At 74.5% G+C, this 25,235-nt stretch carries 19 protein-coding genes and 1 tRNA gene; 2 read left to right on the forward strand and 18 right to left on the reverse strand.

Translation table 11 applies throughout. From position 1 onward, the window contains the following. Positions 1 to 196: 196 nt before the first annotated feature. From ABD363_RS03780 to ABD363_RS03865, 18 genes are all read right to left on the reverse strand, one after another. Positions 197 to 281: transfer RNA gene (locus tag ABD363_RS03780), tRNA-Leu, on the reverse strand. Between the two features lie 307 nt (positions 282 to 588). Then, entirely contained in the window at positions 589 to 1,794 is a 1,206-nt protein-coding gene (locus ABD363_RS03785; RefSeq protein WP_344599962.1) for a sugar phosphate isomerase/epimerase family protein, read from the reverse strand. 118 nt (positions 1,795 to 1,912) lie between these two features. Next, positions 1,913 to 3,301 (reverse strand): alkaline phosphatase family protein, encoded by a 1,389-nt coding sequence (locus ABD363_RS03790; RefSeq protein ID WP_344599899.1) that lies wholly within the window; start codon positions 3,299 to 3,301, stop codon positions 1,913 to 1,915. Beyond that, complete coding sequence (gene eboE, locus ABD363_RS03795) at positions 3,298 to 4,500, reverse strand: metabolite traffic protein EboE (RefSeq protein WP_344599900.1); 1,203 nt, start codon at positions 4,498 to 4,500, stop codon at positions 3,298 to 3,300. Before eboE ends, ABD363_RS03790 begins: the two co-directional genes overlap by 4 nt. 3 nt (positions 4,501 to 4,503) lie before the next feature. After that, positions 4,504 to 5,397 carry a TatD family hydrolase gene (locus ABD363_RS03800; protein ID WP_344599901.1) on the reverse strand — a complete coding sequence of 298 codons (894 nt, stop codon included), beginning with the start codon at positions 5,395 to 5,397 and terminating at the stop codon, positions 4,504 to 4,506. Next, positions 5,397 to 6,131 carry an EboA domain-containing protein gene (locus tag ABD363_RS03805; RefSeq protein WP_344599902.1) on the reverse strand — a complete coding sequence of 245 codons (735 nt, stop codon included), beginning with the start codon at positions 6,129 to 6,131 and terminating at the stop codon, positions 5,397 to 5,399. Before ABD363_RS03805 ends, ABD363_RS03800 begins: the two co-directional genes overlap by 1 nt. Next, the gene (locus ABD363_RS03810) at positions 6,128 to 7,195 is read right to left on the reverse strand and encodes a sugar phosphate isomerase/epimerase family protein (protein WP_425577934.1); all 1,068 of its coding nucleotides are present in this window, start codon (positions 7,193 to 7,195) and stop codon (positions 6,128 to 6,130) included. Before ABD363_RS03810 ends, ABD363_RS03805 begins: the two co-directional genes overlap by 4 nt. A gap of 71 nt (positions 7,196 to 7,266) precedes the next feature. Further along, the gene (locus ABD363_RS03815; protein WP_344599904.1) at positions 7,267 to 8,367 is read right to left on the reverse strand and encodes an SCO3242 family prenyltransferase; all 1,101 of its coding nucleotides are present in this window, start codon (positions 8,365 to 8,367) and stop codon (positions 7,267 to 7,269) included. Continuing rightward, positions 8,364 to 9,566 (reverse strand): inositol-3-phosphate synthase, encoded by a 1,203-nt coding sequence (locus ABD363_RS03820; RefSeq protein WP_344599905.1) that lies wholly within the window; start codon positions 9,564 to 9,566, stop codon positions 8,364 to 8,366. Before ABD363_RS03820 ends, ABD363_RS03815 begins: the two co-directional genes overlap by 4 nt. A 210-nt stretch (positions 9,567 to 9,776) precedes the next feature. Then, entirely contained in the window at positions 9,777 to 11,132 is a 1,356-nt protein-coding gene (locus ABD363_RS03825; RefSeq protein ID WP_344599906.1) for a ThuA domain-containing protein, read from the reverse strand. 14 nt (positions 11,133 to 11,146) lie between these two features. Further along, positions 11,147 to 13,648, reverse strand: coding sequence for a PQQ-dependent sugar dehydrogenase (locus ABD363_RS03830; protein ID WP_344599907.1), 2,502 nt, complete (start codon positions 13,646 to 13,648; stop codon positions 11,147 to 11,149). Between the two features lie 128 nt (positions 13,649 to 13,776). Next, positions 13,777 to 14,775, reverse strand: coding sequence for a sugar phosphate isomerase/epimerase family protein (locus ABD363_RS03835; RefSeq protein WP_344599908.1), 999 nt, complete (start codon positions 14,773 to 14,775; stop codon positions 13,777 to 13,779). A 14-nt stretch (positions 14,776 to 14,789) separates the two neighbouring features. Beyond that, complete coding sequence (locus tag ABD363_RS03840; RefSeq protein WP_344599909.1) at positions 14,790 to 15,998, reverse strand: Gfo/Idh/MocA family protein; 1,209 nt, start codon at positions 15,996 to 15,998, stop codon at positions 14,790 to 14,792. Between the two features lie 58 nt (positions 15,999 to 16,056). Beyond that, on the reverse strand, positions 16,057 to 17,094 hold the full coding sequence (locus tag ABD363_RS03845) for a substrate-binding domain-containing protein (protein ID WP_344599910.1): 1,038 nt from the start codon (positions 17,092 to 17,094) through the stop codon (positions 16,057 to 16,059). Positions 17,095 to 17,111: 17 nt separating this feature from the next. Further along, positions 17,112 to 18,131, reverse strand: coding sequence for an ABC transporter permease (locus tag ABD363_RS03850; protein WP_344599911.1), 1,020 nt, complete (start codon positions 18,129 to 18,131; stop codon positions 17,112 to 17,114). Then, positions 18,128 to 19,645 (reverse strand): sugar ABC transporter ATP-binding protein, encoded by a 1,518-nt coding sequence (locus ABD363_RS03855; RefSeq protein WP_344599912.1) that lies wholly within the window; start codon positions 19,643 to 19,645, stop codon positions 18,128 to 18,130. The genes ABD363_RS03850 and ABD363_RS03855 overlap by 4 nt, the downstream gene beginning before the upstream one ends. Positions 19,646 to 19,775: 130 nt before the next feature. Further along, positions 19,776 to 20,957 carry an ROK family transcriptional regulator gene (locus ABD363_RS03860; RefSeq protein WP_344599913.1) on the reverse strand — a complete coding sequence of 394 codons (1,182 nt, stop codon included), beginning with the start codon at positions 20,955 to 20,957 and terminating at the stop codon, positions 19,776 to 19,778. A 232-nt stretch (positions 20,958 to 21,189) separates the two neighbouring features. Continuing rightward, positions 21,190 to 22,128 (reverse strand): beta-ketoacyl-ACP synthase III, encoded by a 939-nt coding sequence (locus ABD363_RS03865; RefSeq protein WP_344599914.1) that lies wholly within the window; start codon positions 22,126 to 22,128, stop codon positions 21,190 to 21,192. 725 nt (positions 22,129 to 22,853) lie between these two features. On the opposite strand from ABD363_RS03865, the gene ABD363_RS03870 reads away from it, so the two are divergent. Next, a complete protein-coding gene (locus ABD363_RS03870) occupies positions 22,854 to 23,783 on the forward strand; it encodes a hypothetical protein (protein WP_344599915.1) in 930 nt (309 codons plus the stop codon). Between the two features lie 289 nt (positions 23,784 to 24,072). Further along, positions 24,073 to 24,921, forward strand: coding sequence for a formate dehydrogenase accessory sulfurtransferase FdhD (gene fdhD, locus ABD363_RS03875; protein ID WP_344599916.1), 849 nt, complete (start codon positions 24,073 to 24,075; stop codon positions 24,919 to 24,921). Positions 24,922 to 25,235: the final 314 nt, after the last annotated feature.

Consider the following 25,235-nt stretch of genomic DNA (forward strand, 5'->3'; position numbering starts at 1 on the left):
GGCGGGGCTTCCCCTCGCGAGGGCCGGGACCGGCGGAAGTGGGGTACCTCGGAGAGGTCGCGCGGTGTCCCGGGAGCACCGGTCCCAGCGCACAGGCGTCACTCCGCGACGCTCGGGCATCACCATCAGGTGCGGAAACGCCACGAGAACCGCGACCCGACGGTCGCGGTTCTCGATTTCGTGTCACTGTAGAGAGTGTCCGAGGGGGGACTTGAACCCCCACGCCCGATAAAGGGCACTAGCACCTCAAGCTAGCGCGTCTGCCATTCCGCCACCCGGACAAGGTGTCTGTCGCTCTGCCGGGGTGTTCCCCCCGCGGCGACAGGAACAACCATACCAAGCTTTCGCAGTGCCTTTCACCTGCGTTTCCGTGCCCCGGGTGGCGGTCCGCGGCCGGGCCCCGCGGGCCGTCGCCCGGGGCACTGCGGGTGGCCGGTCGATCACCCGTGCGTCTTCGCGTCGCGGCACGGTCCGGTGGTCCGGGAAGGCACCGGGCGGCCGCTCGCCAGTCGGCCCCGGCGCCGCGCGGACCGGCGGCCGGGCGGCCCTCCCCCGCTGCGGGAGGGCCGCCCGGTCCGCGGTCCGGGGTCAGCGCCGCCGCTTGCGCAGGGCCGCCAGGTTGTCGTAGCTGATCTTGGCTTCCCGCAGCGACTGCGCGGGGTCGGTGGCGCTCGGGGAGTTGTCGTCCTCGATCATCGGGTTGTGGTAGTTGCGCTGCCCGACCCGTGAGAAGAACGTCGTGTAGTCGATGACGCCGGTGCCGAACGGCACCATCTCGTAGCCCATGCCGTTGGTCGTGCTGACCACGCCGTCCTTGGCGTGGAACAGCGGGTAGCGCTTGTTGTTGCGGGCGACCAGGCCGGCCGGGTCGAACACGTTCCTGCGGGTGGAGCCGTCGTGCGCGGTGTAGGTGTGGAACTTGTACTGCGCGACGTGCGCCCAGAAGATGTCCATCTCCAGCCAGACGGCCTTCGGGTCGGTGATCTGGAGGAAGTACTCCAGCTTCCGGATGCCCGAGCTGCGGGTCGGCCGGCCCTGGTCGTCCAGCGGGCCGCCGTCGAGCAGGAAGCCGTAGGCGCTGTCGTGGTTGTGGGTGTAGAGCTTGATGCCCTCGCGCCGGGCGATCGCCCCGAGCGCGTTCCACTTGTCCGCCGCCACGTCCCAGTCGGCGCGGTAGGAGCTTGCGGTGGGGTCGCCGCCGGTGCCCATGTGGTCCATGCCGAGGATGTTGGCGATCTCCAGGTTCTTCTTGAAGGTGTCCAGGTCCTCCCTGGTCAGCGGCCAGGAGGACGGGATGAAACCGTGGTTGCCCTGGGCGCGCAGGCCGTGGTCGTCGAGCCAGGAGCGCAGCAGCCTGGCGCCCTCGACGGTGCCCAGGTCGGCGCCGCCGGGCGCGTTCGCGTGCTGGCGGTACCCGGCGAACTCCACCTGGCGGTAGCCGTGGCGGGCCAGCTGCTTGAACACCTCGCGGAAGCCGGAGGGCAGGTCGTTGGCGAGGGGGTCGCGGCCGGTCGCGTCGCGCACGGTATAGAGGATGATGCCGCGCTTGTGCGGCGGGACGAGGACCTGCCCGTCCCGTCCGTGTTCGTGGCCGTGGCCGGCGTCCGCGCCGCCGTCCCGGGCCAGGGCGGGGGCGGCGCCGAAGACGGGGGCCGCGACGGCTCCGGCCGCCACGGCGGTGCAGGTGCCGAGGAAGCGGCGCCGGTCCACGCCGAGGGTGCGGCGCAGGGCCTCGTCGGGTCTGCCGCCCGCGGCGGCGTCGGGGCGCGGGGTGTCGGGCAACTCGGGGAACAAGGTCACGGGTGCCTGCCTTCCGGGTCGTGGCCGGGTCCGGTGGCGCCGGATCCGGCCGCTGTCAGTGCCGTGTGTTTCACTCTCCGTAGCCGGTTCTCGCGGCTCGTCGGCCTGCGTGTCAGCCGAGTCCGGCGAGGCGGAGCAGCAGTGATTTCACGTCGGTGGCCGCGACGCGGTCGCCGACGGCGCGGGGGGTGGAGCAGATGAGGAGCGGACCGTCGTCGTCGCTCGCGGGTAGGCGGCCGTGGCTGCCGCGAATAGGTGAGGGGTCCAGGGGCACGACCGCCATGCGGTAGCGCATGCCGAGTTTCTTGCGGGCCAGGGCGGTGGCCGCCTTGACCTTGACGTAGGGGTCGAGCGGGTCCATGAACAGCTCGACCGGGTCGTAGCCGGGTTTGCGGTGGATCTCGACGAGCTGCGCGAAGTCGGGCGCGCGGGCGTCGTCGAGCCAGTAGTAGTACGTGAACCAGGCGTCCGGCTCCGCCACGGCGACCAGTTCGCCGGCGCGTGGATGGTCGAGGTGGTGGGCCTTCTTGCCCCGGTCGTCGAGGAGCTGCTCGATGCCGGGCAGGCCGTCGAGGGCGGCCCGGGCGGCGTCGAGATCCTCCGGGCGGCGCACGTAGACGTGGGCGATCTGGTGGTCGGCGACCGCGAAGGCGCGGGACGCCATCGGGTCGAGGTACTCCATGCCGTCCTGGGTGTGCACCTCCAGCAGGCCGGCGCGGCGCAGGGCGCGGTTGATGTCGACGGGCCGGCTGACGCGGGTGATGCCGTACTCGGACAGGGCGACCACCGTGCGGCCCTCGGCGCGGGCATCGTCCAGGAGCGGGGCCAGGGCCGCGTCGAGGTCGGTGGCCGCCTTCCGGGAGCGCGGGTCGTCGGGGCCGAAGCGCTGCAGGTCGTAGTCAAGATGGGGGAGGTAGCAGAGGGTCAGGTCGGGGTGGCGGGTGCGCAGGACGTGCCGGGTGGCATCGATGATCCACCGGCTGGAGACCAGGTCGGCGCCGGGTCCCCAGAAGTGGAAGAGGGGGAAGGTGCCGAACTCCCGGGTGAGTTCGTCGTGCAGCGCCGGGGGGCGGGTGTAGCAGTCGGGTTCCTTGCGGCCGTCGGAGTAGTAGACCGGGCGGGGGGTGACGGTGATGTCGGTGTCGGCGCCCATGGCGTACCACCAGCAGATGTTGGCGACCGTGTAGCCGGGGTGGGCGCGGCGGGCGGCGTCCCAGAGCTTGTCGCCGGCGACGAGTCCGTTGTGCTGGCGCCACAGCAGGACGTCGCCGAGCTCGCGGAAGTACCAGCCGTTGCCGACGATGCCGTGCTCGGACGGGTGGGTGCCGGTCAGGAACGTGGACTGGGCGGCGCAGGTGACGGCGGGCAGCACGGTGCCGAGCGGGGCGTGGGAGCCGGACCGGGCCAGGGCCTTCAGGTGCGGCATGTGGTCGAGCAGGCGGGGGGTGAGGCCGACGACGTCCAGGACGAGGAGCGGGGTCGGCCCTTCGGGTCGGGTCATGGCAGTTCCTTCAGACCGAGGTCCGTCAGCAGGTCGCGGGCGAGGGCGAGTTCGGCGGCGATGCCGTCGGCGAGCTGGGCGCGGGCGCGGGGCCGCAGCTCGGGCGGGAGGGCCTGCCAGGTGTAGGTCTCGACCTCCAGGTGGCGGGTGAGCGGGTGCGGGCCGCCGACGAGCCGGGTCAGCGCGGCCTTGAGGACGGGGAGCGTGGAGGTGAGGGGCGCGGCGGGGGCCGCGTGCAGCGGGACGTGGAAGTGGGCGCGCCAGGGCGCCGTGTCGGGCAGGACGCCGCCGGCGAGGGCCTCGTCGAGGTCGTCGGTGCCGAGCAGGCCCGCGGCGGGCCCCTCCCCCGCGCGGACGGGGCCGGGCGGGGGGCAGGCGCGGGTCTGGTGCAGGAAGCGGGGTTCGGCGAAGGCGGCGAGCGCGGCGCGGACCTCGGGGCGGTGGGGGTGTTCGGCGTGCAGGGCGGCGGACAGCTGCGACTTGACGACGGGGACGCGGGCGTCGGCGAGGGCGTCCAGCGCGGTGTGCGGGTCCTCGAAGGAGGTGGCGAGGTGGCAGGTGTCGACGCAGATGCCGATGCGGTCGTGGGCGATCGCGGTCAGCGGGGCGAGGGCGTCGGCGGTGGTCTCGACGACACAGCCGGGTTCCGGTTCCAGGCCGACGCGGATGGAGCGCCCGGTGAGGTCGTGCAGGGCGTCGAGGCGTTCGGCGAGGGTGGTGAGCGCGGCGCGGGCCCGGTCGGCGCGGGCGTCGTCGTAGGCGGTGCGCCAGGCCAGCGGCAGGGTGGAGATGCTGCCCTCGGTGACGTCGTCGGGCAGGAGTCCGGTGAGGACGCGGGCCAGGGCGGTGGTGTGGCCGAGGCGTTCGGGGTCGGCCCAGTCCGGCCGGTAGACGCGGTACTTGACCTCCTCGGCGCCGAAGCCCTCGTAGGGGAAGCCGTTGAGGGTGACGACCTCCAGGCCGCGCCGGTCGAGTTCGCCGCGCAGGCCGCGCAGCGCGGACGGGTCGGTGACCAGGGCGCGGGCGGCGTCGCGGGCGAGCCACAGGCCGATGCCGAGGCGGTCGCGGCCGAGGCGGCGGCGGACGGGCTCGCAGTGGTCGCGGAGCTGGGCGAGGACGCCGTCGAGGGTTTCGGCGGGGTGGACGTTGGTGCAGTAGGCGAGGTGGACCGTGGAGCCGTCGGGGTGGCGGAAGCGCATGGTTCACACCTCCGCGGCCGGGACGCGGACCGGCTCGTGCCCGTCGTCCTTCGGGGCGCCGCGGAGGATGGAGTTGCCCTCGTGGGTGGGTTCCGGGGCGGGCACGTCGAGGACGAGCCGGCCGCTGAGCCCGTAGAAGGCGACGGGGTTGCGCCACAGCACCTGGTCGACGTCGTCCTCGGTGAAGCCCTCGGCGAGCATCAGGTCGGCGACCCGGCGGGTCTTGAGGGGGTCGCTCCTGCCCCAGTCGGCGGCGGAGTTGACCAGCACCCGCTCGGGTCCGTGGGCGCGCAGGATCGCGACCATCCGCTCCTCGTCCATCTTGGTGTCGGGATAGACGGAGAAGCCCAGCCAGCAGCCGCTGTCGCGGGCCTCCTTCACGGTCGTCTCGTTGAGGTGGTCGACCAGGACCCGGTCCGGGGGCAGGGCGGACTCGCGGACGACGTCGAGGGTGCGGCGCAGGCCGGTGAGCTTGTCGCGGTGCGGGGTGTGCACCAGGGCGGGCAGGCCGTGGTCGGCGGCGAGCTGGAGCTGGGCGGCCAGGGCGGTGTCCTCGGCGGGCGTCATCGAGTCGTAGCCGATCTCGCCGACGGCGACGACCCGGTCCTTGACGAGGTAGCGGGGCAGTTCGTCCAGGACGGGGACGCAGCGCGGGTCGTTGGCCTCCTTGGGGTTGAGGGCGAGCGTGCAGTGGTGGGCGATGCCGTACTGGGCGGCGCGGAAGGGCTCCCAGCCGAGGAGGGAGTCGAAGTAGTCGAGGAAGGAGGCGGGCGAGGTGCGGGGCTGGCCGAGCCAGAAGGAGGGCTCGACGACCGCGCGGACACCGGCGGCGTACATGGCCTCGTAGTCGTCGGTGGTCCGCGACGTCATGTGGATGTGGGGGTCGAAGATGCGCATCAGGACTCCTTGCCGTGGGGGTCGTCCGTGCGGTGCGGCGGGGCCGGCGGGGTGCCGGTCCGGGTCAGGGCCAGGACGCGGTCCAGGTCCTCGGGGACGGGACGGCCCGCGGCGGTGCGTTCGGCGGCGTAGTCGCCGAGCATGCGGGCGAGTTCGGCGTCGCCGTGGGCGCGCCGGGGCAGGTCCGCCACGTGGTCGACGCCGACGCCGGTGAACAGGCACTTGAGCACGGCGTGGCGCCAGGTGTGGGGGTCGAGGTGCCGGGCGGCGTAGGGGCCGACGGCGGCGGCGAGGAGCCGGGTGTCGTTGGTGCGCAGGGCGTCCTCGACGAGGGGGAGGGCGTCGGGGCCGGGCACGAGGTGGGGCAGGGCGTGCAGGACGGCGCGGCGTTCGTCGGCGGTGCCCTGGACGTAGACCCGGGTCAGGGCGTCGGCGTCGGCCCGGGCCGCGTGCAGGACGAGGACGCGGGCGGCGTCGGCGTGGGCGGGGCCGCAGCGGCGGCCGGCCTCGGCGAGGCGCAGCTCCCACACGGCGAGGGGGCCGCGGCCGCCGGGGTGGGCGGCCGCCTCGTCCAGGGCCTGGTCGAGCCAGGCGCGGGCGGCTCCGTCGAGGCGGGTGGCGAGGTGGGCGCGCAGGGTGTCGAGGGGGGCGGTCCCGGGGCTCGGGGTGCCGCCGTCGGCCGTCGTTCCGCCGGTGGCCGCGGTGGTCGCCGGGGTGGTGCGGGGACGGGTCATGGGGTGCTCCCTTCCGGGGTGGCGGGTGCGGCGGGGCGCGGGGCCGGGCGGGGGACGTCCGGGGGGCGGGAGCCGCCCGGTGGCGCCGGGACCGCGCCGGGCCCGCGGTCCCCGGTGGCCCGGGCGGGGGCGGCGGTGGTCGCCGCGCGGCGGAGGAAGGGGAGGGAGCGCTCGGCGAAGCGGGGGCCCGCGTGGGAGTGGCGGGGCAGTTCGACGACGGTCAGGCCCTGGTAGCCGGTGGCGGCGAGGGCCGCGAGGACGGGCGGGAAGTCGATCTCGCCGTCTCCGAAGGGGAGGTGTTCGTGGACGCCGCGGCGCATGTCCTCGATCTGGACGTGCCGCAGCCAGGGGGCGGCGGCGCGTACGCAGTCGGCGGGCGGGAGGGGTTCGAGGCACTGGCAGTGGCCGATGTCGAGGGTGAGGCCGAGGGCGTCGGGGTCGCCGAGGGCGTGGCGCAGGCGGTGGAAGTCGTCGAGGGTGGCGAGGAGGTGGCCCGGTTCGGGTTCGACGGCGAGGGGGACGCCGGCGGCGGTGGCGGCGTCCAGGACCGGTGCGAGCGCCTCGGCGAGGCGTTTCCAGGCCGTGTCCGGGTCGGTGCCGGCGGGGACGGTGCCGCTGAAGCAGTGGACGGCGTGGGCCCCGAGGTCGGCGGCGACCCGGACGGCGCGCAGCAGCAGGCCGGCGCGGCGGGCCCGGTCGTCGGGGTCCGGGTCCAGGAGGGAGGGGCCGTGTTTGCGGCGCGGGTCGAGCACGTAGCGGGCGCCGGTCTCGACGGTGACGCCCAGGCCCAGCGCCTGGAGCCGGTGCGCGACCCGGCGGGTGCGGGCGGCGAGGTCCGGGGCGAGCGGGTCGAGGTGCATGTGGTCGAGGGTGAGACCGACCCCGTCGTAGCCGAGGTCGGCGAGGAGGGCGAGGGCGTCGTCGAGGCGGAGGTCGGTGAGGCCGTTGGTGCCGTAGCCGAAGCGGAGGGGGGCGGCGCCGGGGTGTCGGGGGGCTCCCGGGGAGCCGGCCGGGCCGGCCGGGGCCGTGGGGAGCGGTTCCGGGCTCATGTGGTCCGGGCTCATGTGGTCCGGGCTCATGGGGTCCGGGCTCATGTGGTCCGGGCTCATGGGGTCCGGGCTCGTGCGGTCCGGGCTCATGTGATGCTCACCTTCCTCGCGAACTTCCGTCCGGCCGGGGCGAGGGCCGCGATCAGCAGGGCGGTGACCGGGGCCCCGGAGCGGGCGGTGAGGGCGGCCTGGAGGGGGATCGTGGCGCGGATGCCGCCGCCGACCGCTCGCTGGATGAGCGGGGGCGACGGGTTGAGGGCGGCGTGGAAGCAGGGGCGGGCGGCCGTCACGGCGTAGGCGGCGCCGAGAGCGGCGGTGGCGGCCGCGCCGCCTCGGCCGCCCGGCGCCCGCGCCGTGTCCCCCCGCCCCGCCGCGCGCCGTGCGCGGCCCCGGGTCAGGAGGCCGGTGAGCAGGGCGGTCGTGGCCAGGGCCGACAGGGGTGCCAGGGGCGAGCCGCCGCGGGTCTCGTCGCGGGAGACGGTCGTCACCGCGAGGGTGTGGGTGCCGAGCAGAGCGGCGGAGGGCAGCGCCGGCCGGGCGCGGCCGGTGGTGGCCGCCGCGCCGAGGAGCAGGTCGAGTCCGCGGGCCGCGGCCATGGCCGCGGGTCCGGCGGGCGTGTGCTTCAGGGTGAGGTCGTACGCCCAGACGGTCGCCGCGAGGGGGGCGGCGACGGCGAGGGCGGGGCGGCCGGCGCGGGCGGCCAGGGCCAGTCCGGCGCCGGTGAGGGCGCAGGCCGCCGTGAGGGCGGCGGCCGGCCGGACGCGGCCGGAGGGGAGGGGCCGGTGCGGGCGCTCGACGGCGTCCTCCTCGCGGTCCGCCCAGTCGTTGAGGGCCATGCCGGCCTGGTACAGGCAGAGGGAGGAGCCGATGGCCAGCAGCGTGCGGGCAGTGGGGCGGGCGCCGGTCGCGGCGGCACCGGCGAGCGCGTCGCCGGGGACGGTGAACAGCGCGGGCAGGCGCAGCAGTTCGGCCCAGGCGCGCCCGGCTCCCCGGCCGCGCCCGGTTCCGGGCCCGCCGGGTGCGGGATCTCCCGCTCGGCCGGACCCGGGGCGGGGCGCGGGGCCCGGCGGCCGGGACGGGTCCGCCGCGGCGGCCGGGGCGGGCGTCCCCGCTCCCGTCGCTCCGGGCCCGGCCCCCTGGGGACGCCTGCCGGCTCGTTCCCGCCGCACCGCCGCTCCCCGCCTCATCGCCGCTCCCCGCCGCGGTCCGTGCCTGCCGGACCGCCGTCGCCGCGCCCGCTCGCCGCTCCCCCGCCGTCCCGCAGCCGTCCCGCGAACCCCCGCAGCGCCTCGTACTGCTCCGCGAGCCCGGCGGGTCCGTCCCCCGCCGGGTCCTTGAAGTAGAAGCCGAGGTCGCCGAGCGGGCCGGACAGGCCGGCCTCGTGGGCGCGGGCGGTCAGGCGGGCGAGGTCGAGGACCAGGGGGGCGGCCAGGGCCGAGTCGCAGCCCTGCCAGATGGTCTGGAGGATCATGCGGGCGCCGAGGAAGCCGTCGAAGGCGATGTGGTCCCACGCGGTCTTCCAGTCGCCGAGCGCGGGGACGTCGTCGATGTGGACCTCGCCCTGGGGGGTCGTGCCGAGGGTGTCGGCGAGGACCCGTTCCTTGCCCGCGTTCTTGGCCGCCGCGGCGGCCGGGTCGGCCAGGGCGGCGCCGTCGCCGCCGCCCAGCAGGTTCGTGCCGGACCAGGCCCGCACGGCGAGCGCCCGCTGCGCGAACATGGGGCCCAGCACCGACCTGAGCAGCGTCTGGCCGGTCTTGCCGTCGCGGCCCGCGTACGGCAGGCCGGAGGCGGCGGCCAGCGGGGCCAGGGCCGGGTGGTCGAGGCCGGTGGACGGGGTGAAGTTGACGTAGGGGCAGCCGGCGCGCAGGGCGGCCGCCGCGTACAGCGAGCTCGGCGGGAGCGCGCGCCCGGTGGCGGTGGGCTCGGTGGAGGCCACGTTCACCACCACCGTCCGCGCCGCACGCGAGCGCCGTGCGAAGTCCCGGATGTCCGCGGCGAAGGCGGCGATCAGCTCCTCCTCGCCGCGGGTGTCGCCGGGCAGGGGGCCGCCGGGGCGGATCTCGCGGTCGGCGGCGGCCAGTTCGGCGCGGACCGCCGCGGGGAGGCCGGGGGGCAGTACGCCGCCCGCCGCCAGGGCCTCCGCCCGTTTGGGCAGGGGGCAGTCGAGGGTGTCGTGGCCGCCGAAGACCAGGGACGACAGGGCCGGCAGGCCGCTGCCGGCGAAGACGGGCGTCTCGGTCACCATGCCCGTCGGCGGGTGCAGGCCCGCCGACACGGCGGCGCAGCCCGCCACGACGGTGGTGGCGACGGAGCCGCGCGCTCCGATCAGCCACACCCCCACACGGGAACCGGAGTCCGAAGGGGAACCTGGACGGGACGCGGACATGGGCAGCCTCCTTGTCGACGTCGCCGAATGCGACGTACGTGCGTGGACTCCACAGAGACGGCGGGAAGACGGGAAGACCGGGAAGACCGGGAACGGCGGGAAGCGGGGACGGGCGGGAGGACCGGGGACGGCGACGGGCCCCCGAGGGGCAGCGGCGGGACGGGCGGGATGACGGCGGGCGGGGGTCCGGCGTCCCCCGCCCGCCGCCGCTCAGTCGCCTCGGACGGGCAGTTCCTTGATCCGGACGTCCCGGAAGGACACCCGGTCCTCGGCTCCGTGGTTCTGGATGCCGATGTGTCCGTCGGCCAGGCTCCGGGCCGGGTCGGTGTTGGTGAAATCGTTGATCTTCACGCCGTTGAGCCAGACGCGGAGCCGTTCGCCCTCCACGCGGATCTCGTACGTGTTCCACTCCCCCGGCGGGTTCAGCGCGCGGTCGCGCTTGTTCAGGTCGGCGGATTGGAAGCCGTAGACGGACCCGGTGGTGCGCTCGGGGACGTCCGTGGCGTCGATCTGGATCTCGTAGCCGTTGTCCACCGCCGACCACGGGTCGTCCGAGGCCGGGAAGCCCACGAACACCCCCGAGTTGTCGTCGCCGGACTCGCTCGCCATCCTCCAGTCGAGCTTCAGGGAGTAGGACGTGAAGCTCTTCCCGGCGTACCAGAGCAGGCCCATGCCGCCCGACGAGGTGATCGTGCCGTCGTCGTCCGACGTGAACGAGCCGGGGCCCGCCTGCCGCCAGCCGTCCAGGGAGGCGCCGTCCAGGAGCGGGCGGTAGCCGTTCTCCGGACGGCAGTCGGCCTGGGCGTCGCCGACGGCCCAGCGGATGCCGCCCAGCAGGTGCTGCCGGAAGGCGGGGTCGGCGTAGGACTCCTTGGTGTGGCCGCCGCCGGTGTAGAAGGCGCGGCCGCCCCGGTACTCCTGGCACCAGGCGATCGGGTGGTCGCCGTGCATGGTGCCGCCGGTGTACGACGACTCGTCGAGCGAGGCGAGGACGTGGGCCCGCTCCCGCGGGTTGGAGCGGTAGTTGTACCACTCGTCGGTGCGGTTCCAGGTGCGCGCCAGCCCCGACGTCGCCGGGTGGGCGCGGTCCTCGACGTCCACGGTGGCCGGCTGGATCGCCGGGTGGGACTGGAAGTAGGCGCCGGCCAGGCCGCCGTAGAACTCCCAGTCGTACTCGGTGTCGGCCGCGGCGTGCACGCCGACGTAGGCGCCGCCGCCGCGGATGTAGCCCTCGAAGGCGCGCTGCTGCGCGGCGTCGAGGACGTCACCCGTGGTGGACATGAACACGACGGCGGCGTAGCGCCGCAGGTTGCGCTGGGTGAACGCGCCCGCGTCCTCGGTGGCGTCGACCCTGAAGCCGCCCGCCTGGCCGAGCTGCTTCACCGTGGCGACGCCCTCGGGGATCGAGTCGTGGCGGAAACCGGCCGTCTTGGAGAAGACCAGCACCCGCTTCTCGGCGGCCTTGCCGCCCTCGTCCCCGGCCTGCGAGGCGGCCGTCCCCGAGACGGTGCCCAGGAGCAGGGCGGCGCCCACGGCGGCGGTCGTCACTCGTCCGGTCGCACGCATGGTGCCACCTCCTCTCAGCTGGTCGTGAAGGTGAAGTCGTCCACGTCGAACAGGGCACCCGTGCCGCTCCCCTTGAAGACCAGGAAGAGCTCGGTGGTGCCGCGCGGGGCGCGGGACAGGTCGGCGGAGACGTCCTGGAAGGTCTCCCAGCCGCCGGTGACCGGCACGGCCGCCTTTCCGAGCAGCGTGCCCGTGGGGGACCCGGCGCGGAACTCCAGTGTGCCGCCGGCGCCGCCGGAGGAGACGCGGGCGGTGACCTTCTCCGCGTTGCTCAGGACGTACGGGGTGAAGGAGATCCAGTCACCGTGGTGGATCTCGCCGACGGTCCTGCCGCCGTGCGCGGCCTCCTTGGTGACGACCGAGACGCCCGAGGAGTCGTTGAAGTGCTCGGCCTGTCGGTGCCTGGGCTGGGTGACGTTCTGGTCGTGCGTGGTCAGCGGGGCCTGGCCGCCGCCCCCGTTGTCGGTGTACTCGGCGTCGAAGACGCCGAAGATGTCGGCGTTCTCGTCGTGGCCGCCGTCGGCGCTGGTCTGGATGGTGCCGGAGCAGCCGTTGGCCGAGGTGAGCGGGTGGCCGTGGGTGTCGTGGCCGAGGACGAAGGTGACCTTGACCTTGGAGCAGTCGATGGAGCGGCCGTCCTCGGGGTCGGTGACCCGCACCTTGAACGGGACGGCGTCGCCGAAGCTGAACAGCTGGCCGTCCTTGGGCAGGTCCAGCGTCACCTTGGGCGCGGTGTTGCCGACGACGATCTGCACGCTCGCGCTGCCGGTGCGGCCGGAGGGGTCCTTCGCCGTCAGCGTCGCCGTGTAGGTGCCGTTCTTCTTGTACCGGTGCGTCGGGTCGGCCTGGGTGGAGGTGGAGCCGTCGCCGAAGTCCCAGCTGTAGGTGAGGGCGTCGCCGTCCTGGTCGGTGGTGCCCGCGGAGGAGAAGCTCACCCGCAGCGGGGCCTGGCCGGAGGTCTTGTTCGCGGCGGCCTGGGCGACGGGCGAGTGGCCGTCGGTGGCGTTCTCGATGCGGTACAGGGCGGAGTGCTCGTCGCCGCCGAACCAGGACAGGCCGTAGTCGAGGACGTACAGCGCCCCGTCGGGCCCGAACTCCATGTCCATCACCTGGGTGCCGGACCAGGGCACGTCGTTGATCGCCTGCACGGTCCCGTCGGCGTCGCTGGTGATCCGCTTGATCCAGCGCCGTCCGAACTCGCCGACGAAGAGGTCGCCGTCGTAGGCCTCGGGGAACTTCACCGGCGAGTCGAGGGCCGGGTCGTAGTGGTAGACGGGGCCGCCCGTCGGGGACTCGGAGCCGTCGCCGAACTCGGGTACGGACGGGCCGTCGTACGGGATCCAGGCCGGCTGCGCCGGGGGCAGGTCCGTCAGGCCGGTGTTGTGCGGGGAGTCGTTCTTCGGGGCGGCGCAGTCGAAGGTCTCGCCGGACTGCCCGGTGGCGAAGTCGTAGTCGACGTAGGCGTCGTTGTCGCCGGTGCAGTACGGCCAGCCGAAGTTGCCGGGGCCGGTGACGCGGGCGAACTCGACCTGGCCGGCCGGGCCCCGGTCCGGGTCGGCGGCACCGGCGTCGGGACCGTAGTCGCCGACGTAGAGGATGCCGGTCTCCTTGTCGACGTTGAACCGGAACGGGTTGCGGAAGCCCATGGCGTAGATCTCGGGCCGCGTCCTGTCCGTGCCGGGCGGGAAGAGGTTGCCCTCGGGGATGGAGTAGGAGCCGTCGGCGTTGACCTTGATGCGCAGGATCTTGCCGCGCAGGTCGTTGGTGTTGCCGGAGGTGCGCTGGGCGTCGAAGGCCGGGTTGCGGTTCGCGCGCTCGTCGATCGGGGTGTAGCCGTCCGACTGGAACGGGTTGGAGTCGTCACCGGTCGACAGGTAGAGGTTGCCCTGCGCGTCGAAGTCGATGTCGCCGCCGACGTGGCAGCACATGCCGCGGGTGGTCGGCACGTCGAGGATCTTCTTCTCGCTGGCGAGGTCGAGGGTGCCGTCGGCGGTCAGCACGAACCGCGACAGGCGGTTGACCCCGTCGAAGGGGGCGAAGTCGGCGGCGGTGCCGGTCTCGGGGGCGTCGCCGGCCGGGGTGTCCAGCGGCGGCGCGTAGTAGAGGTAGATGAAACGATTCTCGGCGAATCCGGGGTCGACGCCGACGCCTTGCAGGCCCTCCTCGTCGTGGGAGTACACGTCGAGCTTGCCGGCCAGTCGCGTGTTCCCCGCGGCGTCGGTGAGGCGGAGTTCGCCGTCGCGGGAGGTGTGCAGGACCGAGCGGTCCGGGAGGACGGCCAGCGACATGGGCTCGCCGACCTCCGCCTCGCCCTTGGCGAGGGCGACCTGCTGGAAGTCCTCCGCCGCGACGGCCGCCTCGTCGGCGGCGGCCGCGCCGGCCTGGGGTGCGGCCAGGGTGAGGGAGGCCCCCGCCAGCAGCGCGCCGCTGAGCAGGGCCACCGCCTTGCGGAACAGGGGGGGTCGTCTGTGGGTGCCTATTTCGTCGGTGCGGGTGGTGCGGTCGTTCCCGTGCACGAATGCCTCCAGAGTGGGGCTGGTTGTACGGGCGGGTGCGTACGCCGGGGTGCGCCGTCACCCCGGAGCCGGACGTCCCGGAGGGCTGGGGAGCCCCGGAAGCCGGGGAGCCCTCCGGGGCCCGGACGTCAGTTGCCGAACGCCGCGTCGAAGGAGGCCGACGGCGGCTCGAAGTCGTACGCCTTCAGGCGGGTCAGCGCCTCGGGGGCGCCCTGGAGCCGGTCCATGCCGGCGTCCTCCCACTCGACCGAGACCGGGCCCTGGTAGCCGATGGAGCGCAGCATCCGGAAGACGTCCTCCCAGGGGACGTCGCCGTGTCCGGCCGAGACGAAGTCCCAGCCGCGCCGCGGGTCGCCCCAGGGCAGGTGGGAGCCGAGGCGGCCGTTGCGTCCGTCGAGGCGCCTGCGGGCCTCCTTGCAGTCGACGTGGTAGATGCGGTCGCGGAAGTCCCACAGGAAGCCGACCGGGTCCAGGTCCTGCCACACGAAGTGGGAGGGGTCGAAGTTCAGGCCGAAGGCCGGCCGCCGGTCGATCGCCTCCAGGGTGCGTACGGTCGTCCAGTAGTCGTAGGCGATCTCGCTCGGGTGGACCTCGTGCGCGAACCGCACGCCCTCGGCGTCGAAGACGTCTAGGATCGGGTTCCAGCGCGCCGCGAAGTCCTCGTAGCCGCGGTCGATCATCGCCTCGGGGGCGGGCGGGAACATCGCGACCAGGTGCCAGATCGCGGAGCCGGTGAAGCCGATGACGGTGTCCACGCCGAAGGCGGCCGCGGCGCGCGCGGTGTCCTCGATCTCGGCGGCGGCGCGCCGCCGCACGCCCTCCGCGTCGCCGTCGCCCCAGACGCGGGCGGGCAGGATCGCCCGGTGGCGTTCGTCGATGATGGCGTCGCAGACGGCCTGGCCGACCAGGTGGTTGGAGATCGCCCAGCACTTCAGGCCGTACTTGTCGAGCAGTTCCCGGCGCGAGTCGAGGTAGGAGGGGTCGGCGAGGGCCTTGTCGACCTCGAAGTGGTCGCCCCAGCAGGCGAGTTCGAGGCCGTCGTAGCCGAAGTCGCGGGCGAGTCGGCAGACCTCCTCCAGGGGCAGGTCAGCCCACTGGCCGGTGAACAAGGTGAAGGTGCGCGGCATCCGTGTCGGCCTCCTCAGGCTGCTATCGGCGTGTAGACGGAGTTCTTCTCGGCGCTCTCCTCCACCGCCGCCAGCACGCGCTGCACCTGCAGCCCGTCGGCGAAGGAGGGTTCGGGCCGGCGCCCCTCGGCGACGGCGTGGACCAGGTCGCGGGCCTGGTGGACGAAGGTGTGCTCGTAGCCGAGGCCGTGGCCCGGCGGCCACCAGGCGTCCAGGTAGGGGTGGTCGGGTTCGGTGACGAGGATGCGGCGGAAGCCGGCCCGTTCGCCGGGCTCCGTGCCGTCGTGGTACGACAGTTCGTTGAGGCGCTCCAGGTCGAAGGCGAGCGAGCCGCGTTCGCCGTTGAGTTCGATGCGCAGGGCGTTCTTGCGGCCGGTGGCGTACCGGGTGGCCTCGAAGGAGGCGAGCGCGCCGGAGGTGAAGCGGCCGGTGAACAGGGCGGCGTCGTCCACGGTGACCTGCCCGGTGCCGTGCGCGGAGACGGCCGAGAGACCGCGAACGGCCCCGGCGGGCAGGGGCCGTTCGCGGACGAAGGTCTCCGTCAGCGCGGACACGCCCGCCAGCCGCTCCCCCGCCAGGTACTGCGCGAGGTCGACGATGTGCGCCCCCAGGTCGCCGAGGGAGCCGGAGCCGGCCTGCTCCTTGCGCAGCCGCCAGGTCAGCGGGAACTGCGGGTCCACCAGCCAGTCCTGGAGGTACGCCACCCGCACGTGCCGCAGCCTGCCGATGCGGCCCTCGGCCACCATGCGCCGGGCCAGCGCGGTGGCGGGCACCCGGCGGTAGTTGAAGCCGACCATCGCCACCCGGCCGCTCCGGTACGCCGCCTCGGCGGCCCGCGTCATGGCCTCGGCCTCCTCGACGGTGTTCGCGAGGGGCTTCTCGCACAGGACGTGCTTGCCGGCGGCGAGGGCGGCGAGGGCGATCTCGGCGTGGCTGTCGCCGGGGGTGCAGATGTCGACGAGGTCGATGTCGTCCCGCGCGACCAGGGCACGCCAGTCGGTCTCGACCGTCGCCCAGCCGTGCCGGTCGGCCGCCGCGCGCGCGGCGGTGGCGTCCCGGCCGCAGATCGCGGCCAGCACCGGGGTCAGCGGCAGGTCGAAGACCCGGCCCGCGGTGCGCCAGCCCTGGGAATGGGCGGCGCCCATGAAGGCGTAGCCGACCATGCCGACGCGCAGTGGCGGCTTCTCGGGCTCGGCCCCCTCCGGGGCCTGCGACTGTGCCATGCGGATGTCCTCCTCGTCCTCGTCGGGGTGGCGCACGTGGGGGGTGCGGGCGGAGCGGTCACTTGAAGCCGGTGGACATGTACCGGCCGACGTTGGTCTTGTCGACGACGGCCGAGTACAGGGTGATCGAGGCGGGGATCTCGTACTCGGCGAGGCCGCCGACGCCCTTGCCCTGGCCGAGGGCGCGGGCGAGGTCGATCGCGGAGGCGGCCATGGTCGGCGGGTACAGGACGGTCGCCTTCAGCACGCCGTCGTCCCGCTCGATCGCCTGGAACGCGGACAGCGCGCCCGCGCCGCCGACCATCAGGAAGTCGTCGCGCCCGGCCTGCTCGACGGCGCGCAGGGCGCCCACGCCCTGGTCGTCGTCGTGGTTCCACAGCGCGTCGAACTTCCGCTGCGCCTGGAGCAGTTGGGCCATCTTGGCCTGTCCGGACTCGACGGTGAAGTCGGCGGCCTGGCGGGCCACCTTCTTGATGTTCGGGTAGTTCTTCAGGGCGTCGTCGAAGCCCTGGGTGCGCTGCTTGGTCAGCTCCAGGTTGTCCAGGCCGGCGAGTTCGACGACCCGGGCGTCCGGCTTGTCCTTCAGTTTCTCGCCGATGTAGTGCCCGGCGCTCAGGCCCATGCCGTAGTTGTCGCCGCCGATCCAGCAGCGGTAGGCCTGGGGGGTGTTGAAGACGCGGTCGAGGTTGACGACGGGGATGCCGGCGCGCATCGCCTTCAGCCCGACCTGGGTGAGCGCCTTGCCGTCGGCGGGCAGCACCACCAGGACGTCGACCTTCTTGTTGATCAGGGTCTCGATCTGCCCGATCTGCTGGGCGGTGTCGTTGGAGCCCTCGGTGATCTCCAGGGTGACGTCGGAGTACTTCTCGGCGCGGCGCTTGGCGTTGTCGTTGATGGCGTTGAGCCAGCCGTGGTCGGCCTGCGGGCCGGCGAAGCCGATGGTGACGGGCTTGCCGGGCTTGTCGGCGGCGGCCGGCTGGTCGTTGGCGGCCGGCTCGTCGTCGGACTCGTTGCTGGTGCACCCGGTGAGGAGGGCACCGGCGGACACGGCGGCGGCTCCGAAGAGCAGTCCTCTGCGACTGGTGAGCTCGTGCATGGCGGTGAACCCTTTCCTCAGGTCGTGCTCGCGGTACGGCGCTGGACCAGCACGGCGGCGACGATGATCGCGCCCTTGGCGATCTGCTGGACGTCGCTCTGCAGGTTGTTCAGGGCGAAGATGTTGGTGATCGTGGTGAAGATCAGGACGCCGAGCACGGAGCCGGTGATGGTGCCGCGGCCCCCGCTGAGCAGCGTGCCGCCGATGATCGCGGCGGCGATGGCGTCGAGTTCGTAGAGGTTGCCGTTGGTGTTCTGGCCGGAGCCGGACAGGACGATCAGCAGGAACGCGGCGATGCCGCAGCACAGCCCGGACAGCAGGTACAGGTACAGGCGCTGGCGGCGGACGTCGATGCCGGCGAGCCGGGCCGCCTCGGCGTTGCCGCCGACGGCGACCGTGCGGCGCCCGAAGGTGGTGCGGTTGAGCACCAGCCAGCCGATGACCGTGACGACGGCGAAGACCAGCACCAGCGGCGGCACGCCGAGCACGTAGGCGTCGCGTTCGCCGAGGTCGAGCACGCCGTCGACGGTGACGATCTGCGTCCTGCCGTCGGTGATCTGCAGCGCGAGGCCGCGCGCCGAGGCCAGCATGGCGAGCGTGGCGATGAACGGGACCATCCCGCCGTAGGCGATGAGCAGCCCGTTGACCAGGCCGCAGCCCACGCCGACGGCGACCGCGGTGAACAGGATGCCGCCGAAGCCGTACTCCTGGGTGGCGACCGTGGTCGCCCACACCGAGGCGAGGGCGACGATCGCGCCGACGGACAGGTCGATGCCGCCGGAGGTGATGACGAAGGTCATGCCGACGGTGACGACGCCGATCACGGAGGCCTGGGTGAGGACGAGCTGGAGGTTGCGGGTGTCGAGGAATTCGTCCGGCTTGGTGATCCCGCCGATGAGGAGCAGGACGGCGAGCACGCCGAGCAGGGAGAGGGTGCGGATGTCGGCTCGGGCCGACAGCCCCTGCCAGACGGGGGGTCGGGCGGCCGACGGCACCTTGCCGGTGCTGTCCCGGGGCGGGGAGACGGGCTGCGTCATGACGCCGGGCTTCCTTCCATGACGAGGTCGAGTACGCGGTGTTCGTCGAGCTCACGGGCGGGCGCCTCGTGCACGACGCGCCCCTCGCGCAGCACCAGCACGCGGTCGGCGAGGCCGAGCACCTCGGGCACCTCGCTGGAGACCAGCAGGACGGCGAGGCCCTCGTCGGCCAGTCGCCGCACGACCGCGTACAGTTCGGCGCGGGCGCCGACGTCGACGCCGCGGGTGGGTTCGTCGAGCAGCAGCACGCGGCAGCCGCGCAGCAGCCAGCGGGCCAGGACGGCTTTCTGCTGGTTGCCGCCGGACAGGGTGCGGACCGGCACGGACGGGTCGTCGGGCCGCAGGGACAGCTCGCGGACGGCGGCCCGGGCCGCGCCGCGTTCGGCGCCCCGGTCGATCCAGCCGCCGCGGGAGAAGCGGGACAGGGAGGAGACGGAGACGTTGCGGGTGACGGACTCCAGCATCAGCAGCGCCTGCGCCTTGCGCTCCTCGGGGGCGAGCCCGAGTCCGGCGCGCACGGCCGCCCGCACGCTGCCCGGCCGCAACGGCCGTCCGTCGACGAGCACCTGACCGGACGTCGGCCGGCGGGCGCCGTAGACCGTCTCCAGGATCTCGGAGCGGCCCGAGCCGACGAGTCCGGCGAGTCCGACGATCTCACCGGGGCGGACCGTCAGGTCGAGGGGGGCGAACTCGCCCTCCCGGGCGAGCCCCCGGGTCTCCAGCAGCGCCTCGCCGCGGGCCGGCGCGGCGGGCCGCTCGGGGAAGACGTACTCGACGTTGCGTCCGGTCATCAGCGCGACCACCTCGCGGGTGGGTGTCGTCCTCGCGGGCAGTCCGCCGGCGACGGCGCGTCCGTCCTTCAGCACGGTGACCCGGTCGCCGATGCGGCGGATCTCCTCCAGGCGGTGCGAGATGTAGACGACGGCGACCCCGTCGGCGGTCAGGCCGCCGACGATGCGGAAGAGGTTGTCGACCTCGTCGGGGTCGAGGGCGGCGGACGGTTCGTCCATCACGATGAGCCGTACGTCGTGGGAGAGCGCCCGCGCCATGGACACGATCTGCCGCTGCGCCGCCGGCAGCTCCGCCACCGGGCGGCCCGGGTCGATCTCCGGATGGCCGAGCCGTTCCAGCAGCCCGGCCGTCGACGTCTTCGCCGCCCTTGCGCGGACGACGAATCCGGCGGTGGTCGGCTCGTGGCCGAGGTGGACGTTCTCGGCGACCGACAGGTGCTCCACCAGGTCGAGTTCCTGGTAGATGGTGGCGATGCCCAGGCGCATGGCGGCGATCGGCGAGCGGAGCGTGACGGGTTCGCCGCGCCAGCGGATGGTGCCCCCGTCGGGCTGGTGGGCACCGGCCAGGACCTTGATGAGGGTGGACTTGCCGGCCCCGTTCTGGCCGAGCAGGCAGTGCACCTCGCCGGCCTGGACGTCGAGGTCGACGCCGTCGAGGGCCCGGACGCCGGGGAACGACTTGGTGATGCCGGACATGCTGAGCAGCGGTGGTTCTGATGCCATGTGTGGTCCCCTCGGCGGGCGTGCGGGCCGGTGTCAGGGCGAACCGCTTGCCGGGGCAGGCGGTTTTCAGGCAGGGCGGAGCGGAACGCTGTGCGGGTGGGCCGGGTGCTCGGTGGTGCTCTCGTGGGTGTTATGCGGGTGAGAACAGGTGGTCGCTGATGAGGCGGGCGGCGCCGATGACTCCGGCCGTGGGGCCCAGCTCACCGAGGACGATGGGCAGGTTGCCGGTCGCGAGCGGCAGTGACTGGCGGTAGACCTGGGTGCGGATCGCGGCGAGCAGGGTGTGGCCGAGGCCGGTCACCCCGCCGCCGATCACCACCAGGCCCGGGTTGAAGAAGCTGACCAGGCCGGCGATGACCTGGCCGGTGCGGCTGCCGCCCTCCCGGATCAGGTCGAGGCAGGTGGCGTCGCCGGCGGCGGCCGCGGCGGCGACGTCCGCGGCGGTGAGGGCGCCGTGCGTCTCCAGTCGCGCGGCGAGTTCGGCGGACCGGCCCTGCTGGGCCGCCTCCACGGCGTCCCGGGCGAGGGCCGCGCCGCTGAAGTGGGCTTCCAGGCAGCCCCGGTTGCCGCAGGCGCAGGGGCGGCCGTCGGGCACGGCCTGGATGTGCCCGATGTCGCCCGCGCTGCCCGTCGTCCCCCGGTAGACCTGGCCGCCGACGACGATGCCGCAGCCGATGCCGGTGCCGATCTTGACGCAGAGGAAGTCGGCCACGGTGCGGGCGACGCCCGCGTGCTGCTCCCCCAGCGCCATCAGGTTCACGTCGTTGTCGACCATGACCGGGCAGCCGAGGTCCTGGCTGAGCGCCTCCCGCACGGGGAAGCCGTCCCAGCCCGGCATGATCGGCGGAGCCACCGGCACGCCCTCGGGGAAGCGGACCGGTCCGGGGACGCCGATGCCGGCGCCGTCGAAGCCCTCCGCGAGCCCCGACGCCCTCAACTTCGCGGCCATGGACAGGACTTGCTCGAAGACCGCGACCGGGCCCTCGCGGACGTCCATGGGCTGGTTGATGTGCCCGAGGATCTCCAGCTCGGCGTTGGTGACGGCGACGTCGACCGAGGTCGCGCCGATGTCGACGCCGAGGAACCGCAGGTGCGGGTTGAGCCGGACGTTGTGGGAGCGGCGGCCGCCGCGCGAGGCGGCGAGTCCGTCGGCCACCACCAGCCCCGTCTCCAGCAGCCGGTCCACCTCCACGGCCAGCTTGGACCGCGACAGGTCGACCTGGTCGCCCAGCTGGGCGCGGGAGTTGGGGCCGCCGTCGCGCAGGAGCTTGAGCAGCCGGGCCTGGTGGGCGTTCGCGGGTCGCGCGGTCATGCGTCTCACGAGCCCCTCCCCGCCTCAATCGGCCTCTGCGCGCCGGTTTCCGGCCACTTGCGTGGCCTGCTTTCGAAGGGAACGTAGCAGCGGCTGCCAGAGCTGGGAAGAAGTCGCGCAGCAATTGCCGCCAACTTTCTCCACTCCCAGGACAAAGAGGCGGCTGCGCGCGGCGCGTCGCCGGGGGCGGGACGCACCCCGCCCGGCGTCCGCGGGCCCTGGCGGCGGCGGTTCAGGGGCAGCGCACGACCTGCCCGGCGTACGACAGGTTGCCGCCGAAGCCGAACAGCAGGACCGGGTCGCCGGTGCCGATCTCGCCGCGCTCGACCAGCTTGGACAGGGCGAGCGGGATGCTCGCCGCCGAGGTGTTGCCGGACTCGGACACATCGCGCGCGACGACGGCGTTGACGGCGCCGAGCTTTGCGGCGAGGGGCTCGATGATGCGCAGGTTCGCCTGGTGCAGCACGACCGCGGCGAGGTCCTCGGGCGCCAGGCCGGCCCGCTCGCAGGCCTGCCGGGCGAGCGGCGGCAGCTGTGTGGTCGCCCAGCGGTAGACGCTCTGCCCCTCCTGCGCGAACCGCGGCGGCGTGCCCTCGATCCGCACCGCCCGCCCCATCTCGGGCATCGACCCCCACAGCACCGGCCCGATGCCGGGCTGCGCGGCGGCCTCCACGACGGCGGCGCCCGCCCCGTCCCCGACGAGCACGCACACGGTGCGGTCGGTCCAGTCGGCCACGTCGGACATCCGGTCCGCCCCGATCACCAGGGCGCGGCGCGCGGCGCCGGCGCGCACGGTGTGGTCGGCGGTGGCCAGGGCGTGGGTGAAGCCGGCGCACACCACGTTGAGGTCCATGACGGCCGGCCGCGGGATGCCGAGCCGGGCCGCGACCCGGGCGGCGGTGTTCGGGGAGCGGTCGACGGCGGTGGAGGTGGCGACCAGCACCAGGTCGATGTCCGCGGGCGCCAGGCCGGCCGCCGCCAGCGCCTTGGCGGCGGCGTGCGCGGCGAGCTCGTCGACCGGCTCGTCGGGCCCGCCGATGCGGCGGGTGCGGATGCCCACCCGGCTCCTGATCCACTCGTCGCTGGTGTCGACCATGCCCGCCAGGTCCTCGTTGGTGAGCACCTGGGCGGGCTGGTAGTGGCCGACGCCGGTGATGCGCGAGCCGTTCATGGTGGGTCCCCCTCGTCGCCTCGGGTCTCGGGCTCCCCCAGTGTGATCAGTGACTCGCGGGTAGGGCGGCAGGTGAAGCGACAGGAATCAGGTGCCCGGCTTGTCGGCTTCCGTCATGCCTTCGGACGACCGAGCAGTTCCCTTCCCCCGGACGGGCCGCCGCCCCCGCGGGCGCCGTCGCCCCGGGGAACGGAGCCGCTCCGCGGGGACAGCACCCCCTCCGGGGAGCGGGGCTCCCCGGGAGACGGACCGTCACCCCGTGCGCAGCCGCGCCGCCTTCCGTACGGGTTCGCGGACCCCGTGGGCGAGCGGCGCGCCCGCCCGCAGCCGGGCGAAGGCGGTCGGCCCCGGCGGCCGGGACGTCTCCGGCGGCTCCTGCCGGGCCGCGCGGACCGGCGCCCCGGCCGGACCGGCGCGCCTCACGGTGCGGCGGCGCGAGCCCGCGGACGCGCGGCGGCAGCGGACCGGGTCGTCACCGCCCGCCGGCGGCGGGCCGGTCGCCGCGGATGACCGACGGGGTGCTGTTCCGGGCCCGTACCGGTGCGCCGCGGCCGGATCCGCCCGGCGCGGCCCGCCGACGTCCAGGGCGGCCGGTCACGATGCGGTAACGAACCCGGCCGGGCGGCGAAGCGGACCGAACCCGTCCGAGGGCCGGCCCGTCGCAGGACCGGCGGGACTTCCGCCGCTCCACCGCGCAGCTCGCCCCCTCGGCCTTCGGGAGACCCATGCCTGCGAACGCCATGCGTACCGCCCCTTCGCTCACCGCGCTCGCGCTGTGCGCCGTGGGAGCCACTGCCGTCGTCGGCTGCGGCGGCGAGCAGGCCGGCAGCCGCGGCGCGGAGGAACGCGTCACGGAGTCGACACCGCTGCCGGAGGCACGCGCCCGCCAGGTCGCCGACGCCTGGGACGGCTCCGAGGCCGCCGCGAAGTGGCACGAGGGCTACCACCCGATGGGGGAAGTGGTCCGGCTGCCGGAGGGCGGCCTGCGCGGCGAGGCCGACGAGCGGGCCTACGACACCGGGAACTTCGACCTGCGCGGACACCTTCCCGCCACCCCGCGCGAGGACGGCGAGGTGAGGTGGCGCAGCGGCGGCTCGCTCACCGTGCGGCTCGTCGGGGCCCCGAAGGCGTACGCGGCCCTGGACCGCGACAGCGGCCCCGGGCCGCGCCTGACGGTGACCGGAGCCAGGCTGGGGGAAATGACCGTGGCCACCAGCCGCGGCCCGGCGACGGTACCGGCCTGGCTGTTCACCCTGGAGGGCTACGACACACCGCTCGAGCGGGCCGCCGTCAGCCCGTCGGAGCTGCCCGAGCCGCCCGTCGAGCCGGTGGGGCAGAAGCTGCCCACCGATGTGCTCGCACCGCTCGGCGGGCTGACCGAGGTGGCGGAGGACGGCCGCTCCGTGACCGTCGTGGCCACCCACGGGTCCTGTGACGACGGCCCCGCCGTGGACGCGCTGGAGACGAGCGGCAGCGTGGTGCTCTCGGCATCCGTCGTGGGGGCCACGGACGGCGTCTGCACCAGCGAGATGCGCGGGGAGAAGGTGACGGTGAAGCTGGACCGGGCGGTCGGCGACCGCATTCTCCTGGACGCGTTCACGGGCCGTCCGGTTCCGTACGTCAAGTGGCCCGGGATCTCGTGGAGCGGGAGCTGAACCGCCCTTCGGACGCCTTGCGGATCCCGGCGCCGAAGGAGTCGGGGGCGCCCCGGCCGGGGCGCGGCGGGCCTGGACGACGGCGGTGCGCGCCCCCTGCGGTGCGGGCCGCGGCCCCGCCCCGCACGTGCAGGACAATGAGACCGTGAAGGCCGCCCCGCCGCGCGACGGCCCGGTGACCCACGGCAGCCCGTGCGGCAGGGGCCGCCTCGGCCGCACGCGGGTACCGACCGGGACCGGGCCGCAGCCGGGACCGGCCAGGACCGGAACCGACGGGACGGGTGGAGACATGGGACGAGTCACGGAACGACGCAGGGTGATCCGCATCCGGGACGGCGCGGTCTCCGCCCGGCCCGACACGCTCGTCGCCGAGGAGCCCCTGGAGATCCGGCTGAACGGCAGGCCGCTGGCGATCACCATGCGCACGCCCGGGGACGACTTCGCGCTGGCGGCGGGCTTCCTGGTCAGCGAGGGCGTGCTGGCGAGCGCGTCCGACCTGCTGAACATCGTCTACTGCGCGGGCGCGACCGCCGACGGCTCCAACACGTACAACGTGGTCGACGTCAGGACCGCGCCCGGCGTCGCGATCCCCGACATCACCCTCGAACGGAACGTCTACACCACCTCCTCCTGCGGCCTGTGCGGCAAGGCCAGCCTGGACGCGGTGCGCACGACGGCCCGCTGGCCCCTCGCCGACACGCCCCCGGTCCGGGTGGGGCCGGAACTGCTGGCGGGCCTGCCCGACCGGCTGCGGGCGGCCCAGCGGGTCTTCGACCGGACCGGCGGCCTGCACGCCGCCGCCCTGTTCACCGAGGACGGCGAGCTGCTCGACGTGCGGGAGGACGTGGGCCGGCACAACGCGGTCGACAAGCTGGTCGGCCGGGCCCTGCGGAACGGGGAGCTGCCGCTGTCCCGGGCGATCCTGCTGGTCTCGGGCCGGGCCTCCTTCGAGCTGGCGCAGAAGGCGGTCATGGCCGGGATCCCGGTGCTGGCGGCGGTCTCGGCGCCGTCCTCCCTGGCGGTGGACCTGGCCGCGGAGACCGGGCTGACCCTGGTGGGCTTCCTGCGGGGCAGCTCCATGAACGTGTACGCGGGCGAGGAGCGCGTCGCCCTGCGGGCCGCGGCCGCCGGGGGCTGACCGGCCGCCCGCTCCACGGCGGCGGGGGTTCCGGCCGGGCGAGGCGGTGCCCGCCCCGGCCGGCCGGTGGCGTACGGCTCGGGCGGCGGCACCGTCCGGGCACACGACCCGCTCGCCGGCGCCAGGACGGTGACGGGCTTTCACATGGCGTGGACCGCGCGGGAGGAGCCCGAGGGGTACCGGCGGTGGCGCGCGGAGCCGCGGCGGCCGTTCGCCGGGGGAAAGGCCGGGCCCGTGGCGCACGGGGAGTCCGCGCCGACGGGGGCGGGCGCGGCGCACGCGGTCCTCACCTCGCGGAGCGACGCCGGCGAGGT

The sequence above is a fragment of the Streptomyces glaucus genome (assembly GCF_039533365.1).
In the GTDB taxonomy this organism is placed as follows: Bacteria; Actinomycetota; Actinomycetes; order Streptomycetales; family Streptomycetaceae; genus Streptomyces; species Streptomyces glaucus.